Here is a 17628-nt window from a genome sequence, read left to right on the forward strand (position 1 = left end):
CATAACCACTTTCTACAAGATGATACGCTAAGAAGAATGTAATGAACCCTAAAAATACTATGCTTAAAAAAGCAAAAACACATAGAAAAAAAGATAAAGGTAATTTATCTGTTAATTTTAATTTAAGCTCATCAACAAACCATTTCGAATTAATTTTTTTATTCCAAAAGGTTTTCTGATGAGCATATAGGTCACTTCCGAAAATTTGTCTATCAATACAATTGTCTTTTTGTTTTCTATCTAGACTCTTCAGTTTTTCAATGAATATTTCCAGGTTTGCATCATCACTTTGATTTTTGACTTCGTAATATAGAAGCTGTAATTCTCGTTCTATGTTTTCTAGTTCCTTTGCTGAACTAATATACTTATCATGATCTGTGTACTTACTTATATATATACCCAAAACACTGAACGCAATAAGTGTGAAAACTATAAATTGTGTTTTACTGATAATTGGATAAACTACAGCAAGTATGCTTATTAAAGCTCCAATAAAGGCTAATCGTGACGAGGTTTTGCTTGTTATATCAACAGTTGAGTATGATTTATCACGACCATAACTAGTTAAGTAACCAACATTTGCTATCTGATATAGTAATTGTTCTTTTGTCATTGGTATTACTCATTTTTAAAGGGATAACTTCCATATTATATTCCCCTGTTCGTATAGGTGGACGTAGGTTTGATTGCTACATTACCTACGCCCATTCTATACCTTAAAAATTCTATATCTTACATGCCCCGCCAGCACAATCATCTTCCATATCCGCTTGCGCATCGTTCGCACCATCACGCGTATTATGGTAGTACAACGTCTTCACGCCAAGCTTATACGCGTTTAGCAAGTCTTTTAGCAATATTTTCATCGGTACACGGCCACCTTCATAACGAACAGGATCGTAGTTGGTATTGGCAGAGATACTTTGATCGACGAATTTTTGCATGATAGCGACCAGCTTTAGGTAACCGTCATTGTTCGGCATTTGCCATAGTAGCTCGTACTGATCTTTTAGGGTAGCAATCTCAGGCACGACTTGCTTTAAGATGCCATCTTTTGAGGCTTTGATAGACACCAGACCGCGTGGTGGCTCAATACCGTTAGTAGCATTAGCAATCTGGCTAGAAGTTTCAGACGGCATCAAGGCGGTTAGGGTAGAGTTGCGCAGACCGTGAGTGGTGATTTCAGTACGTAGCGTTTCCCAATCGAGATGTAGCGGCTCTTGGCAGATTTGATCCAAGTCTTTCTTATAGGTATCAATCGGCAAGATACCTTGCGAGTAGGTGGTCTCATTAAAGGCCGGACATGCGCCTTGCTCTTTGGCCAGTTTGTTCGAGGCTTTTAAGAGGTAATACTGTAGCGCTTCAAAGGTTTGATGGGTTAGACCATGCGCGCTGCCGTCTGAATAGCGTACGCCATTTTTCGCTAAGTAATACGCATAGTTAATCACGCCAACACCTAGGGTACGGCGACGCATACTACCATTTTCAGCGGCTTTGACTGGATAGTCTTGATAGTCGAGTAGGGCATCAAGGGCGCGGACGATTAGTTCGGCTGGCTCTTCGATATCGCTAACGTTTTCAACTTTACCTAGGTTAACCGCTGATAGCGTACAAAGGGCAATCTCACCAGTTTCGTCATTGATATTATCAAGTGGCTTAGTCGGTAGGGCGATTTCCATACATAGGTTTGACTGGCGAATCGGTGCAACTGTGGCGTCAAATGGGCTATGGGTGTTGCAATGGTCGACGTTTTGGATATAGATACGACCAGTGCTGGCGCGCTCTTGCATCATCAGACTAAACAATTCTGTCGCTGGAATTTGACGGCTACGAATATTAGGGTCATTCTCGTATTTGGTATAGAGCGCTTCAAATTTGTCTTGATCTTCAAAAAATGCATCATACAAGCCTGGGACATCAGACGGAGAAAACAGCGAGATATCTTGACCTTTAATCAAACGGGTATACATGGTTTTATTTAACTGGACGCCGTAATCCATATGACGGACACGGTTGTCCTCGACGCCGCGGTTGTTTTTCAGTACCAATAATGACTCAACTTCTAAATGCCATAATGGATAAAATAACGTCGCCGCACCGCCACGCACCCCACCTTGTGAGCAGCATTTCACAGCCGTTTGGAACAGTTTGTAGAATGGAATACAGCCAGTATGCTGCGCTTCACCGCCACGGATAGGGCTACCAAGGGCGCGGATACGACCAGCGTTGATGCCGATACCAGCGCGCTGCGACACATAACGGACGATGGCACTGGTGGTGGCGTTGATAGAGTCTAGGCTATCACCACATTCGATTAGGACGCACGAGCTAAACTGGCGCGACGGCGTACGTACACCTGACATGATGGGCGTTGGTAAAGAGATTTTAAATTGTGAGGTCGCATCATAAAAGCGTTTGACATAGCTTAAGCGCTCGCCCTTGTCATAATTGGCAAACAAACACATGCCAACGAGCATATATAAGAACTGCGGACTCTCATAAACGGTCTTGGTCACGCGGTCTTGCACGAGGTATTTGCCCGCCATTTGCTCAACGGCAGCATAAGCCAAATTCATATCGCGCCAGTGGTCGAGGTATGCTTCTAATTCATCAAATTCTGCGCGGCTATAGTCGGCTAAGATATGCTCGTCGTATTTACCGGCATCGGTCAACGTTTTGACATGGTCATACAGATGCGGCGGGGTGAATTTATTATAAGCAATTTTACGTAAATGGAAGATGGCCAAACGCGCCGCCAAATACTGATAGTCAGGTGTGCTTTCAGAGATAAGATCGGCGGCTGACTTGATGATGGTTTCGTGAATATCACGCGTTCTGATACCGTCATAAAACTGAATATGCGACTTTAGCTCAACTTGTGATACCGACACATTATCTAAATCATGAGCTGCCCACTCGATAACCTTATGAATCTTGTCTAAATCAATGGGCTCTAAACGTCCATCACGTTTGGTTACTTTGATATTATCGATATGTGTCATGCTGACCTCGTAAGTTGATTGCTAGGTAGTTACTTATAATGTTGCTTTATAGGCTGCTGCGCGGTTAAATCTGGCAGACATGCTTTGTCACGCTATCTTTCAGACGCTATAACATCCTGTTATGGTAGGTTTTTTTAGGCAAAACGATGCCCTGGCTCATAGTGACGGTTTAAATCACTGAGCACTACATATAGCGTATTTGTTAGCAGGTGGACACAATATAGCGGGAAAATTTTGAAAATGCTATATTGATTTTAAGGGCAAACTATGTTGATGCGAGGGTAAAGCATGTCCGAATTTTGGCAAAGGACGATGGGATAAGGGTTAGACGCCGATAAGAAAAATAATAAAAGTTTTGTAAAAAATGGCGCGGATTTACTTTTTATTGTTGGCTAAATTTATAAGTGCCAATTGTCTAAATAGCAGTTATATTTCGGGTGGAGATTGTACCGCAGACAATAAAAAATCGCCACCCATATGAGTGACGATTCGGATGAAAAACGGGCTGGATTTTATAAAATTAACAAAACTGACTTTAAACCACCATACGTACGGTTTTTGCATTATCAAGCGCCGCATAAAGCGTGTTCACTTGCTCAACGGTGGTTAAGTATAAATTGGCACGTACCGAATGGAAGCGTCCAGTTTTTGAGGGTTTGACTTCCATAGAGGCCAAATCAAACTCAGGGAATTGGCTACCCAAGATAAGCTTCACTTCATTAAGCAAGCTTTCGTGCTCACCTTCATGACCGATGATGCTCATTGGATAGTTCATTGGAAACTGCCACAGCTCAGGGTTTTGCACGTCAGTTTTTTTGCCTTTTAAGATACCGTCATTAGCGACCAATTCTGTCACTTTAACTTCTCTTTTTGGCATTGGACTAGCATTGCTGCCTTGACTTTCGGTGCTCGAGTTGTCAGTGTTTGGAGTAGTAGTGTCTTTTGGATCATCAGTCATGATGTGGTCCTTATTTTTTATTGAAATATGATAAGCGCTTTATGCACCATTTATAAGGGCGTTCGGCGTATTATTCAAGTGTCAGCCAGCGATAACGCACATTAAAACCGTTATTTTTTATAACCACAAATTGCCACGTAGTCGCCGCGATCATAGCCTTCGCTGACCTCTTGGACTTTGTCATTGGCATACATAGGATGGGTCAATAAAGTCTGCGCATATTCGAAATCAACGAAACCATTGGCTTGCATTAAGGCGATTTTTTCATCAGAGGTACGCCAGTTAGCTGATTTAACCAGCTCGATAGGATAAGGATCAGCAGGCGAGATGTGCGCAAGTAGTGGATGCTCCCACGTATCTACCGCGCTGGCAAGGTTATATAAGCTGGCAAAGCCACTTTCTTTTGGTACATCAATCAGAATAAGTTTGCCGCCCGTTTTTAGAGCGTCAAAGGCTTTTTTGATACAGATATCTAAATCGCTGATATAGCTGACACTGCCGTTAAACATAATAATATCGAACTTATTGGGTTCAATCTCGCAGGTTTCGGCTGGGCTGATATCGACTTGCATACCGCGCTTTTCTGCGACTGCTGCCATGTCTTTTGAAGGCTCGATACCATGTTTGATATGAATGTCATAGTCTTTTGCCAGTAGAGACTCAAACAGTCCACTACCGCAGCCGATAGACAATATCTCGCTGTCTTTATCCAAGAAATGAGCAACCAGTTTTAGCTCGCTGGTGAGCAAGTTTTGATTGTCAAAAAACCAGCTGTCATACGCGCTTGCGTGTTCATCGAATGCTGCCATGATGTTTCTCCTTGTGGATCGTTATTATTGATCATTATTTTTGATTGTAGAGGGCTTTTTTAGAACTAAGCCAGATTGATTATAAATTAAGACAAATCTAACGCCTGCTGCCAAAAATTCACTTCCATACGTGCGGCGGTATTAAATAAGCGTTGGAACTTGTCTGCTTGAGCAGGGCTGGCATCGGCTAATAGTGTATTAATCTGTGCTTCGTTTTGTGCGGTAATTACTTGAAACTCCTCACTGGAAAACACGTCAATCCATGGCTGATACGGATTATCAGCGATAAATCCTTGTTCTTTTATAGACTTGCCAATTTCCCCATAACCCATCAAGCAAGGCGCAATGGCAGCATACAGTTCAGCTAGCGAGCCTGACATTGCTGCGTCTAATATATAGCGACTATAGGCGATGGTCACGGCAGACTCAGGGGCGTTTTCTACTTGTTCAAGTGGGATATTCCACTGATGACAGAAATCCAAATACATAGCAATTTCCATATCGAGCATGGCATTGATACCTGCTTGACCGATGCGCATTTGTGCCAGCGTGTCGCTTTTATAAATACTGAGCGCCATGACGCGGGTATAGTGAATTAAGTATAAATAGTCTTGCACAAGGTAGTGGCGAAAGCTATCAGGGGCGAGCGTGCCAGCGGTCAGCTGCTTTACAAAGTCATGCTGAATGTAATCGTCCCATGTGGGGCAATGGTGGCGTAGGGTTTGATAATCCATAGTTTTTACTTACTGTTATAAAGCGCGAGCAAGCAAATGGCAGAAAACAAGAGATAATAAGGCACAATAAATTTGCCAGTCTAGGGTAACTAGATTGGCAAAATATAAAGTAATTGTGACTTATATATCGACACGCTTGTTTCCTACGTCAGTGCTAACTGCATCAGGTTCGCGGGACTCTCTCAGCCATGATTTTGATGGTAATTAAATCATCAAAAATCAAAGCACCCCGACAAGGTTTTTATGATTTAAATGTTGGTCTTTATGGTTATAAGATGACCAAGCGTCCCTATGATAGGCGAGACCAGTCATCATTAGCAAGCGATGCTCAAACAACCATATATAAAAGTCACCTATATTTAAAAAGTTATTTTTTAGTAAGCTGTTCAATGGCAGTGTGGTAGAGCATCAGCATGGCTTTAAAACGGCGCTCATATAAGCCTTCTGCATATAGCAGCTCCACACTTAAGCTATCGATAACGCCTAAATAGGCGTCGGTATAAAGCGCTAGCTGCTCAGCATCAAGCTCATAAGGCTTCAGAGCCAGCTGTATTTGCTCAGTCAACACCTTAATATAAACGTTAAAAGTCGCTGCACTGGTATTGGTCAAATGCACAGGTGCGGCATAGGCCATGCGAATTAAAAACCGTAGGGTAATTGCGCTTTTATAACGTACTTCAAACGCTCGGCAATACGCTTCACCGGGAGCAGGGAATTCACTAGTCGTCGCAAAGCATGACTTAATAAATGCACATTCTGACTCGAGCGCATCTTGTAGTAATTCTAAGTATATCGCTTTTTTACTGGCAAAATGCGTATAGAGAGAGGCTTTGCGGATGCCCACAGCCTTGGCAATATCACTGAGTGATGCGCCCTCATAGCCGTGCATAAAAAAAGGCTCAAACGCGGCATCAATAATACGTTGCTTAGCGCTTGAGCGTGGTTTATGACTTTGCATAGGCCTCCTCTAATGATGTTGTGGCGACAGTGCTATCAGGTTTTAAACTTCTAGAACTAAAATAAACCAATGCCAAAATAATGGGCCCCATAACACCTAGCAAGATTAACCAATATAAAGTGTTTATTTCGACCAATTGTCCCGCGATGGGTGTGGCAGTAGATGAGAGTAACATAGGAATGGCGCCCAATAAAGCCGCGCTTGAGCCCAAAGCGCTGCGCTGCGAGTCCATTGCAATTGCCATCAATGTCGCCTCCAATACGCCAAGACCAAATAATCCCAAGGCAATACCAGTGACAATACCGACCAAACCCATCGATAGCAGATAAGCGACGATGCAGACGGCACTACCGAGCATCATGACACCGGCACCGATTAAGGCCAAATGTGACGCTGATATTTTTTTGACCAAATAAGCGGTGGAAGATGCCCCTAAAATTAGACTGATACTGGTCAAGCCAAAGACAAAACCAAATTGCTCTAGGCTAAGACCATAGTCGGTTTGATAGACATAAGCAGAACCACCAATGTAGGCAAACAAAAAGAAATACACCGCAGATAGCGCAAATAGATTAAAGACAAAGGTTTTGTTTTTTAATATAGCGATATAAATGCTGGTGATATTTTTTATATTTAATTGAATGCGCTTGTCTTTTGGCAAAGTTTCTTTGATATTCAACAGCGTATTAATCAGCACAATCATACCTAACGCCGCCAAAATAAACATGACGCCGCGCCAACCATAATGCGCACCGACGATACCACCGATTGCTGGCGCGACGATTGGACCTAATGCCACAATGGTATTTAGTACAGCATAAATCTGTGCTGCTTTTGGTCCATCGACGAGATCACGTACCATGCTCATTACCACCACGATAGCCATAGAGGCGCCAAGACCTTGTAAGATACGGGCAAAGATTAGGCTTTCAATACTTTTTGACCACATCGCCCATACGGAAGCGCCAATATATGCCAGTAAGCCTGCAAATAATGGTGCGATGCGCCCGATGGCGTCAGATACGGGACCAAAGACCAGTTGTCCTAAACCCATAAAGATAAGAAAGACGGTCAAGGTGATTTGTGTGGTGGCGTAGGAGGTATTGAGGTCTGTTGCCATGTTTGGCATTGAGGCTAAATACATGTCAATCGCTGCAGGGCCAAGCGCCACAATGATGGCAAGAGAGATGATGGTTTTGATACTGATGTGTTTTACATTGGTTTGTTTAATCATAAGAGTGCACTACTAACTATTTACCTATTTAACTTTATGTAACTACCGAACGGTAGGTAGTTGTACTCGCTATTTTAAATAAAGGCAATTTTTTTATGAGTCAATTGCTTATGTAATGCTATAGCGGCTTAATATTCAATAGATAAAAGCTAATAATTAACTACTAACTACCATTAAATAACAGGCACAAAAAAGCTGAGACATGCTCAGCTTTTTTGATGTAATTTTAAGAAGCTTTCAGACAATGAAGCATGTCTAGATAAATTAGTCATTTTCTAAGAACGAGCGCAGATGCTCAGAACGTGATGGATGACGCAATTTACGCAAAGCTTTTGCTTCGATCTGACGGATACGCTCACGCGTGACATCAAACTGCTTACCGACTTCCTCTAACGTGTGATCGGTTGGCATATCGATACCAAAGCGCATTTTAAGGACGCGTGCTTCACGCTCAGTCAGATTGCTCAAGACATCACGCGTGGCTTCTTGTAGACCAGCCGCCGTCGCATCGTCAACTGGGCTTGAAATGGTACCATCTTCGATGAAATCACCTAGGTGCGAATCTTCATCATCACCGATAGGCGTTTCCATTGAGATAGGCTCTTTGGCAATTTTGAGCACTTTGCGGACTTTGACTTCGTCCATCTCTAAGCGTTCGCCCAATTCCTCAGGCGTCGGCTCACGTCCCATTTCTTGTAGCAACTGACGAGAGACACGGTTTATCTTATTAATAGTCTCAATCATATGCACAGGGATACGAATGGTGCGCGCTTGGTCAGCGATAGAGCGGGTGATTGCCTGACGAATCCACCAAGTGGCATAAGTTGAGAACTTATAACCACGGCGATATTCAAATTTATCGACCGCTTTCATCAGACCGATGTTACCTTCTTGGATTAAGTCCAAGAATTGCAGACCACGGTTGGTATATTTTTTAGCGATAGAGATAACAAGACGTAAGTTAGCTTCGACCATTTCTTTTTTGGCGCGGCGTGCTTTAGCTTCACCGACAGCCATACGGCGAGCGACGTCTTTCATATCGTGGATTTTCATATCGAGCTGCTGCTCGTAGTCACGAATGCGGCGCTGCAATAAAATCACATCGTCGGCGACTTTTTCTAGCGAGCCAGCAAACGCAGGCTTACCTTTAATACGTTCAATCAGCCAATCGACGTTGGTTTCATTGCTTGGGAAAGTCTTACGGAACTCGTCACGCGGCATACGGCCACGGCGAATCACCAAACGCATGATTTGACGCTCATGCTTACGCACATCGTCATAGACATCATGCATGATTGCCATGACTTGGTCTGACAAGCGATTATTGAGCTTGAGCATCATAAAGCGCTCAGCAAGCAGGGCATAAGCTGCTTCCGCTTCTACGCTACCACGCCCATAATCAAGCAAGGCTTGCTTAGCTTTGATAAATAGGTTCTCAATCTCTTCTAAACGCAGACGAACTTCTTCTGGGTCGATACCGCCGGTTTCTTCTTCGGCTTCTTCTTCAACCTCTTCTTCGTCTTCATCATCATCGTCAAGCGCCAATTTGGCATTGGCTTTTGCTTTGATGACGGGCGGATTTTCTTTTTCTTCTTTGATACGTTCGCGCTCTTCTTTAGCAGCATCTTTGGCTTCTTGCGCGGCGATCTTATCTTCTTCGGTTTCAGGGTCTAAAAATCCTGTGATAACGTCGGACAGTTTTTTCTCGCCATCTTGTACTTTTTCGTACTCATCAAGGACAAACTGTACCGTACCCGGCCAGTAAGCCATGGCATGCTGTACGTCACGAATACCTTCTTCGATACGCTTGGCAATGGCAATCTCGCCTTCGCGGGTTAAAAGATCAACCGTACCCATCTCACGCATATACATACGCACAGGGTCAGTGGTGCGACCCGGCTCGGTCTCAACCGAGGCCAATACTGCTGCGGCCTCATCGGCTGCCATGTCATCATCGCTTGAATCATCGTTCATCAAGATGTCATCAGCGTCGGGCGCAGATTCAAAAATTTTAATGCCAACGTCCGTTAGCATTTGCACGATATCTTCAATCTGATCACTTTCAGTAATAGAGTCGGGCAGTTGGTCATTCACCTCGGCATAGGTTAAATACCCTTGCTCTTTACCCATTTGGATTAAGGTGGCCAGTTGAGATGTGGACTTAGAAACTGACTTATCGTTCATAAATACTCGCTTGCTTGTATCGGACATTTTTATATTGTGACTCGCTAACGCTTACGGGTGCGTTGATATAATCAATCGATTCATCAAAATATGGCGTAAAGGTTGTCAATAATAACAAAAATGAGTGGATATGAATAAAGGCTCAAAATACGACAATTACAATACTAAAAAACCGCTAAAAATTGTTCCTGCATAAATACGTCAAAACACGCTCACCTAAAAAAATACCGTTACTTAAACTTGTTTAAAATGGCGGTTTAAAATCTAAAAGCATTTAAAGTGAATAGTCTAAAAAACGCTTTAAAAGTTGTTCGATAAAATTGCGCTTGCACCAAAAATGCTACTCAATAATATGGGCGTATTGTTATCTATTAAATTGGGCTAGAAATATACAGCGACACAGTTTAACACAGACCAGCCTCATCAAGCACAAGCTAGTGAATCTCGCAGGCATTTATTATCTGTATTGATAATTATTTCTTAGCCATGACGTTTTTATCATTTTTTAACCAGCGCTTGCTTTGGCGCTCAATATGCAACTGGGCATAATCATTAATAGTGGGGGCAATGGCTGTGCTTTTAAAGGGCTACCGATGATAAATAAAATTTCGCCTAGCTGTTAAGATTTCACTGTCGCCATTTGTGCTGAGCGTTCCGCGTGCTGTTCGCGTAGCCAATCGTTTAATAACTGTGATTGCTTACGGACAATCGCCAGTTTTATGTTGTCTGGGTTTTTCACCAAGTCTTGAATTTTTTTCTTCATATGGCGCTCAAGAAGTTGACTGACCAGCTCTTCGACCAAGCCATCTAAACTTAAAATATTACGAGCAGTAAGGGCTTTATAAAAAGCGCCCCAATCACCGCTAAGCGTTTCTTGCGTGCTTGGTTTGACATTCGATAAAATAAAGTGCGCCGCAGCATTGGCGTCTTTTGGCAGATAATTAAGACAGCGCTTAATGGTGCTGACGATATCGAGCAAGGCATTATCTTGCAAATCTTCCCATGCTAGCGGGCGCAGAATATCGGCCGAGGCTTTTTGTTTAATATGGGCTGGTAGCTGCAGCTCATGAATACCTGCTTGCTGCCAAATGGCTTCGATAGGGTCATCGATTAAGGTGCGCGGCTGGAATAAAAAACACAGCTGCAGCTGCTGACTGATGGTCATCTCACCATCGAAATCTAGCAGCGCATCTCTTGCGTCTTTGTTTTGATTGCGCCTGCCGCCAAGCTTTTGATAAATGTCATTGTTCAACAGATAGCGAAAACTGCTACCTTTCGGCAGGGCAGTGGTCAAGGCACGCACTTGTGACATCAGCTTGGCTTTGCCTTCGACCAGACTTAAGTCATAACGCTCACTCAAATAAGCAAAGATATATTGCGATAGCGGCATGGCATTGGCGATTTGCTCCCGCATGGCATCCGCGCCCTGACTTTTGATAAAGGTATCAGGGTCATGATTATTTGGTAAGGTTAAAAACCGCAGCTCTTTATCATCACCAAGCACAGGCAGCGCCACTTCAAGCGTGCGCCAAGCGGCTTTTTGTCCCGCGCTATCACCATCGAAACTCAATGTCAGGGTAGGGTTTAATGTCAATAACCGTGATATTTGGCTCTCATTAATCGCCGTACCCATCGACGCCACCGCACCATAAATACCGGCTTGATACAGGGCAATGACATCCATATAGCCTTCGACTACTAACCATTTATCGGCGCGCTGCTGGCGAGATTCATAGTAGCCATATAGGACGTGTTGCTTATGAAAAACGGGCGAGTCAGAGGAGTTAATATATTTAGGTTTTACCTCGTCATCGAGCGCGCGACCGCCAAAACCAATAGTGCGACCTTGGTTATCGCGAATCGGGAAAATCACTCTGTCACGCAGTAGGTCGTAATCGCGCCCTGATTCTGACTTTCGTACCAAGCCTAAAGCTTTAAGTCCCTCGATATCTTGCGGGAATTGATGCTCAAGATGCTGCCAACCAAAGGGCGCATAGCCGAGACCAAAAGCCTCAAAAATGTCTTCAGTAATACCGCGCGATAAAAAGTAATGCTTAGCATGCGGATGGATAGTGAGATTATGCTGATAAAACTGCTGGATTTGCTCTAATAACTCGTAAAGGTTGCCGTCTTTATCAGAGACGCTAGTTTCATCATAAAGAGCAGTAGTATCAGCAGCACTACCACCACTGGTCAACCATGCAGGCGGATAACTATTATCGTCTTGATCGTTAGCACCTTGATAATGAGTATCGTAGTCATCGGCTGTATAAGGCATCGAATCATACGCGTCTAATGGCGGATAATTTTCATAATTATCATTATAAGTTGGCGGCTGCATATCAGCAGCTAGCATGTGCGTTTCTTCTGCCGATATTGGTGCTGATGTTGCTGGCTGAATAGCGAGTCTTGGCTTGGTTACCGGCTTAGCTTTTGGTTTAACGGGCGCGCGCTGATAGCTGACGTTTTGCTGCTCTTCTTTTGGCACTTCGATGCCCGTTTGTTTAGACAGCTCATTAACCGCTTCGATAAAGGTTAAGTTTTCATAGTCACGTAAAAAACTGATGGCATTACCACCAACGCTACAGCCAAAGCAGTGGTAGATGTTTTTTTGTGGATTGACATAAAAAGACGGCGATTTTTCGCCATGAAACGGGCAGCAGCCTTTGTACTCACTACCCGCACGTTTGAGCGTGGTATGACGCCCAATGATACTGATTAAGTCAGCTTGGCTATTTAATTGTTCGAGAATATGGTTAGGAATGCTCATACAAAAAACAGTTTACCATAGGACGATTATATTAAGCATCGACAATCAGCTACAAAAAACTGACAGTAGATAAAAATTATAAGAAGTAAAAACAGAAAAATAAGGCCAACAGAACGTTGACCTTATTTTTGATGATAGGTACTAAGCGTCTAAAATAGACGCGAGCCGTATCAATTTATTCAGCAGGCAATGTAGTACGGCGTACAGGATTCATGTTTTGTGGGTCGACATCGGCTTCTCTAGCAGTATCGCCAGTGCTCGATTGGCTAGTCACGCGCTCGGTCGATGCTTCAGGCAAACCTAAGCCTACATTGATACCACTATTGGCACGCTTAGGAGACATATTTAACGGTGCGTTAGCATTCGCTGCCGCCGCATTATCACTTGGCAATCTTAATTGATTGGCATTGCGAATCACTTGGGTTTTGGTGGCGCCATTGTAGTTACCTGACGCAACAGAGGTATCTTTATTAAAGCGGTTTAATTGTCCAAAGGTGAGTTTATTAAATAAAGTACGCTCACGTTTGGTATTGAGCTTGACGTGTCCATCAGCGCTAAGCATATTTGGATAGTTGATTTGCAATAGCGTCTTATACTCATTTGCTAAGTCATTAAGACCGAGTTTTTCATGGCTATAAGCCAATACGGCGAGGGCATTAGGCACAGATTCACTTAATGGATAATATTGGAATACCCATTTAGCACGGTTGACCGCAGCGACATAGGCTTCGCGCTCGACATACCAGTTGGCTGCACTCATCTCACTTTCGGCAAACTGATTATAGATAAAGGTCATACGCTGAGCAGCATCGGGCGCGTAAGGACTGTTTGGGTATTTATTGATAAGCTCTTGGAAGTTGGCAAAGGCAATACGCAAATAGGCGGTATCACGCTCAGCTTGATTGAGCTTAAACAATTTTAGACCTTCAGACGAGCCTTGCATATTGGCCACGCCGCGCACGTAGTAAGCATAGCTGACTTGCGGATTAGAAGGATATAGGCTAATAAATTGCTCAGCACTGGCAGCCGCCGCCTCGAACTTTCCACTTTCGTATTGGGCGTACATCACATCAAGCAAGGCGTGTTCGGCATATTGTCCCGTTGGATAAAAAGTGCGCAGATTGTTCAAATCTTCGATAGCTTGCGTATAGCGACCCTTATCAATCTGAGCGATGGCGTCGTTATAATAACCTTGCTCAGACTTCTCAGCAGTGGCAACCGCATCCACGTCTTTACCGCCAGTTAGGTTTTTAAACGTTTGACAACCCACCAAGTTGACGCTTAACGCCAGTAAGGTGATTGAGGACAGTTTGATAAACGTATTGCCAACAGCTTGCATACTTCTTCTCCGACACAAGACGCGTAATAGCAGCGACGCTATTAGGCTAAATTATAAAAGGGTAATAATAAAAAACGATGCTGGCGGCATCCATTAAGGGTCTGCTACTAAGTAAGCGCTAGCAATTAGCGCACTTATTATCCACATCGTTTTATCAAATGCAGTTTTGCCAATATTAATAAAATAAATTATTTTAAAAGTTCTTATTTTAAAAATCAGTGCCATAGCATACAGCAAAACAACGCTTACTTTATAGAATAACGCCTGCTTCGTCTATTTTTTCGTTATCTATTTTGTAGTTAAAGGGCTAATGCTTTATCTGTGTTGGCTTCGGTCTGTAGTTTAGCATGAGCCGTCGTCACGAGCGATATTGAATATGGCTGACAAGGACAAATATACAGTAAATTACAGCCATGTCATATTTTAGAGAGCTAATCTACCAAACAATGCCATCGGCTAGCGACTTAATTTTTATCACTTGTCATAAATTTTTAACACGGCTCACCACCTTTGAAAAGAAGGTAACGATAAAATCGCAGATAACACGCAGCTTCTGTAGGGCTTAGGCGCTTGGCATGTTACACTATGACGATATAACTGCTGCTTTTTTCGACCGTCCTTATTTTTGCCGGTCTGTGAGCGCCAGTCCACTTTCTTATCTCGTTTTATGAAGTCAGCTTATAAAGCGCTAAGCGACTTTGTCCTATATCAATCCGCTATGAATAATGATGCTATGACGACCAATTTCCCTAAGAAACAACCGTTAGATACCGATATGTCAGCACAAGAGTTACCAATGCCAAATGAATTATTAAATGACCATCAGCGTGCGCTTGATGAGCAAGCGCCGGACATATCCAATGATGAGTTTGATGAATTGGTCGATGACGATATTGTCGACGATGAAGATGAAGATGAATACGAAGACAGTGAGGGTTCAGTCGTAGTTGCTGGGCAAGCGGTTCCGGTCGTTATTGATGTCACGCATACCGTCATAGAAGACGAAGCGGGCTTACGTATTGATAAACTGGCATCAAAAGTATTTGCCGATTTCTCGCGTGCCCAGCTGCAAGGCTGGATTACTGATGGCAGCTTACTGTATAACGGGACGGTACAAAAACCGAAAATCCGTGTCAAAGCAGGTGATGTCTTGCATCTATCGACGACACTGCAGCAGCATAGCGAAGATCAGCCAGAAAATATCGATATCGAAGTTGTCTATGAAGATGATGATGTCCTAGTGATTAACAAACCTGTCGGTATGGTTGTCCATCCCGGCGCTGGCAATCAGACGGGCACCTTGGTCAATGCGCTTCTCTATCATTATCCGCAGCAGCACCACTTGCCGCGGGCTGGATTGGTACACCGCATTGACAAAGACACCTCGGGACTGCTGTTAATTGGTAAAACCAAGCCTGCGCAAATGGCTTTAATGGAGCAGTTAAAGGACAAATCTGTCTATCGTCATTACCAATGTGTGGTTGCAGGGGATGCGGCAAGTTTACTGCGTCATCGCCGTATCGATGCGCCGATTGGTCGCCATCGCAATCAACGTACCAAAATGACGGTGATGACGGCAGGGCGTGAAGCGGTGACGCATTTATTGAATGTCACACCGCTGAACGATAACTATTGCCTATTAGACGTCGGTCTTGAAACGGGGCGTACCCATCAGATTCGTGTGCATCTAAGCCACATTACCTATCCGATAGTCGGTGACCGTGTCTACGGTGGGCGTCGTCAATTGCGAGCAGGCTTAACAGAAGCGCAGCGTCAGGCAATCAATAATTTCCCGCGTCAAGCATTGCATGCTTATACTTTAGGTTTCGTGCATCCAACGACTGGTGAAGATATCGAAGTTACCACGCCAATCCCTGAAGACATGCAGCAATTGATGGCGGTGTTAAGCGAAGGTTATGACGAAGAATAAAATCTGATGAGCTCTATTAAATAATGACATTCGTCTGGTAACAATCTGGCTGTAATGCTCTAATAATAACGATAAGACTGGTGCACTGACCATGCCTAACATAACAAACAATCTGCCTGTCACCTTAGTTGCTCAGCTTGATGACGTGACGGTTTTTCAAACGGCAGCTTTTAGCAGCGATGATAGTGAAGCGGCTAATGAGGTAGATAATCAGGCAAATTATGGTGCGCTAAATTTAGGCTTGCATGTCAATGATAACGCCAAAAAAGTCTTAAACAATCGTATGCGTCTATTAACGGCGATTAATGAGCAATTAGCGGCGGGGCAGCGTGCGGCAATCAATAGCTTGCACTGGCTTAATCAAGTTCATGGGCAGCAGATTTATGATGTCGATGCGACGGCGCTCCTTATGCGACCGCTAGACGCCGATGCCATGGTCAGTCAACAAGTGGGCTTAGGTCTTGCGATTATGACCGCCGATTGCGTACCGATAGTTTTATACCAGCCCGCAACGGGGCAGATAGCTGCTATCCATGCAGGCTGGCAAGGGCTGGCGTGCGGCGTCATAAAGGCAACCGCCGAGCGCTTTGATGCTGATAAACCAATCACGGCCTGGATTGGCGTCTGTATCAGTCAAGAAAATTATGAAGTCGGCAGTCAAGTACGAGATAAGCTGCTGGCAGGCTGTATAGATAATCAAGTCTTGTCATCACAGCATCTTGAAAGTTTTGAACAACGTTATGTCTTAGCATCTGTAGCGGACAAGATTAAACTGAACCTGCCAAAGCTTGCCGCTGACCAATTAAGTGCAGCAGGTGTTATGGTTAGCAATCAATCCGAAATACCTTGCAGCTATGCGGATTCGCATTATTATTCTTATCGACGTCAAACGCATCTTGGCCAGCCTGCAACCGGACGTATGGCATTGATTATTACCCGTAGCGCTTCTAGAGAGTTGGCTTGATTCAGCTCTTGAGCTTCTATTTTTATTTCATTTTTAATTGTCATTATTAGAGTTCGTATGAATACACCTTCCACACCGCCTGCCATTTTAGAGCATGAGAACAATCTCGCTAGCGTCTCAATGGCGGTTATTTATCATAGTAATTATGGGCATACCAAACGCGTTGCCGAAGCAGTGGTGACGGGCGCGCGTCAACAATTACCAGATTCGCAGGTTAAAGCGGTCGATGTGCATGACGTTGATTGGAATTTTGTCGATCAGGCAGATTTATTGGTGTTTGGTAGTGCCGTGTATATGGGCAGCGTGACCGCAGGCTTTAAGACTTTTATGGATGAGACTTCTAAGCGTTGGTATCACCGTAAATGGGAAGGCAAGTGGGCTGCAGGTTTTGCCAATTCGGGCGGTCTGAGCGGTGATAAGCTTGCCGTCCTGCAGCAGATTTGTCTCTATGCCATGCAGCACGGAATGAATTGGATCGGTTTACCACTGATGCCAACAGGACATGAAGCGCATGATTTAAATCGTCTTTCGAGCTTTTTGGGCTTGATGACGCAGTCGCTAGATGGGCCGCCTGAAGTCACGCCTGGCGCAGGCGATATTGATACTGCCATTTGGTTTGGCGATCATTTGGCTAAGACTATTATCAAGCATCAGCCTAAACAGCAGATAGTCATTGCAGAAGATTAGAATTAACTAAGGCGTGTCTTCGATTCATAATAAAAAAAGCAGCTATCAAACCGATAGCT

The 17628-nt window shown here is 43.8% G+C and carries 13 protein-coding genes and 1 riboswitch; of the genes, 3 read left to right on the forward strand and 10 right to left on the reverse strand.

Annotated features, from left to right (window positions below; genetic code table 11):
- From CXF58_RS04720 to CXF58_RS04765, 10 genes are all read right to left on the reverse strand, one after another.
- Positions 1–613, reverse strand: a 613-nt coding sequence (locus CXF58_RS04720) for an SLATT domain-containing protein (RefSeq protein ID WP_102076743.1), incomplete at its 3' end; no start/stop codon positions are given.
- 112 nt (positions 614–725) lie between these two features.
- On the reverse strand, positions 726–3002 hold the full coding sequence (nrdA, locus tag CXF58_RS04725) for a class 1a ribonucleoside-diphosphate reductase subunit alpha (RefSeq protein ID WP_102076744.1): 2277 nt from the start codon (positions 3000–3002) through the stop codon (positions 726–728).
- Between the two features lie 535 nt (positions 3003–3537).
- Entirely contained in the window at positions 3538–3879 is a 342-nt protein-coding gene (locus CXF58_RS04730; protein WP_323807198.1) for a YbeD family protein, read from the reverse strand.
- A gap of 191 nt (positions 3880–4070) precedes the next feature.
- Positions 4071–4769, reverse strand: coding sequence for a class I SAM-dependent DNA methyltransferase (locus CXF58_RS04735; protein ID WP_102076746.1), 699 nt, complete (start codon positions 4767–4769; stop codon positions 4071–4073).
- 86 nt (positions 4770–4855) lie between these two features.
- Positions 4856–5503, reverse strand: a complete 648-nt coding sequence (tenA, locus tag CXF58_RS04740) for a thiaminase II (protein WP_102076747.1) — start codon at positions 5501–5503, stop codon at positions 4856–4858.
- A 123-nt stretch (positions 5504–5626) separates the two neighbouring features.
- Positions 5627–5745: riboswitch (TPP riboswitch) on the reverse strand.
- A gap of 125 nt (positions 5746–5870) precedes the next feature.
- A complete protein-coding gene (locus CXF58_RS14095) occupies positions 5871–6461 on the reverse strand; it encodes a TetR/AcrR family transcriptional regulator (RefSeq protein WP_102076748.1) in 591 nt (196 codons plus the stop codon).
- Complete coding sequence (locus CXF58_RS04750; protein WP_102076749.1) at positions 6448–7695, reverse strand: multidrug effflux MFS transporter; 1248 nt, start codon at positions 7693–7695, stop codon at positions 6448–6450. The genes CXF58_RS14095 and CXF58_RS04750 overlap by 14 nt, the downstream gene beginning before the upstream one ends.
- Before the next feature lie 264 nt (positions 7696–7959).
- Positions 7960–9879, reverse strand: coding sequence for an RNA polymerase sigma factor RpoD (gene rpoD, locus CXF58_RS04755; protein ID WP_102076750.1), 1920 nt, complete (start codon positions 9877–9879; stop codon positions 7960–7962).
- 619 nt (positions 9880–10498) lie between these two features.
- A complete protein-coding gene (locus CXF58_RS04760; protein WP_102076751.1) occupies positions 10499–12649 on the reverse strand; it encodes a DNA primase in 2151 nt (716 codons plus the stop codon).
- 175 nt (positions 12650–12824) lie between these two features.
- Positions 12825–13988, reverse strand: coding sequence for an outer membrane protein assembly factor BamD (locus CXF58_RS04765; protein WP_102076752.1), 1164 nt, complete (start codon positions 13986–13988; stop codon positions 12825–12827).
- 853 nt (positions 13989–14841) lie between these two features.
- Between CXF58_RS04765 and CXF58_RS04770 the strand changes: the two genes are divergently transcribed.
- From CXF58_RS04770 to CXF58_RS04780, 3 genes are all read left to right on the forward strand, one after another.
- Positions 14842–15918: an RluA family pseudouridine synthase gene (locus tag CXF58_RS04770; protein WP_102076760.1), complete on the forward strand. Its 1077-nt coding sequence runs from the start codon at positions 14842–14844 to the stop codon at positions 15916–15918.
- A gap of 91 nt (positions 15919–16009) precedes the next feature.
- Positions 16010–16882, forward strand: coding sequence for a purine nucleoside phosphorylase YfiH/LACC1 family protein (locus CXF58_RS04775; protein ID WP_228706539.1), 873 nt, complete (start codon positions 16010–16012; stop codon positions 16880–16882).
- Positions 16883–16939: 57 nt separating this feature from the next.
- Positions 16940–17569 carry a flavodoxin family protein gene (locus CXF58_RS04780; protein WP_102076753.1) on the forward strand — a complete coding sequence of 210 codons (630 nt, stop codon included), beginning with the start codon at positions 16940–16942 and terminating at the stop codon, positions 17567–17569.
- Positions 17570–17628 lie beyond the last annotated feature (59 nt).

Source organism: Psychrobacter sp. Sarcosine-02u-2, from assembly GCF_002836335.1.
In the GTDB taxonomy this organism is placed as follows: Bacteria; Pseudomonadota; Gammaproteobacteria; order Pseudomonadales; family Moraxellaceae; genus Psychrobacter; species Psychrobacter faecalis.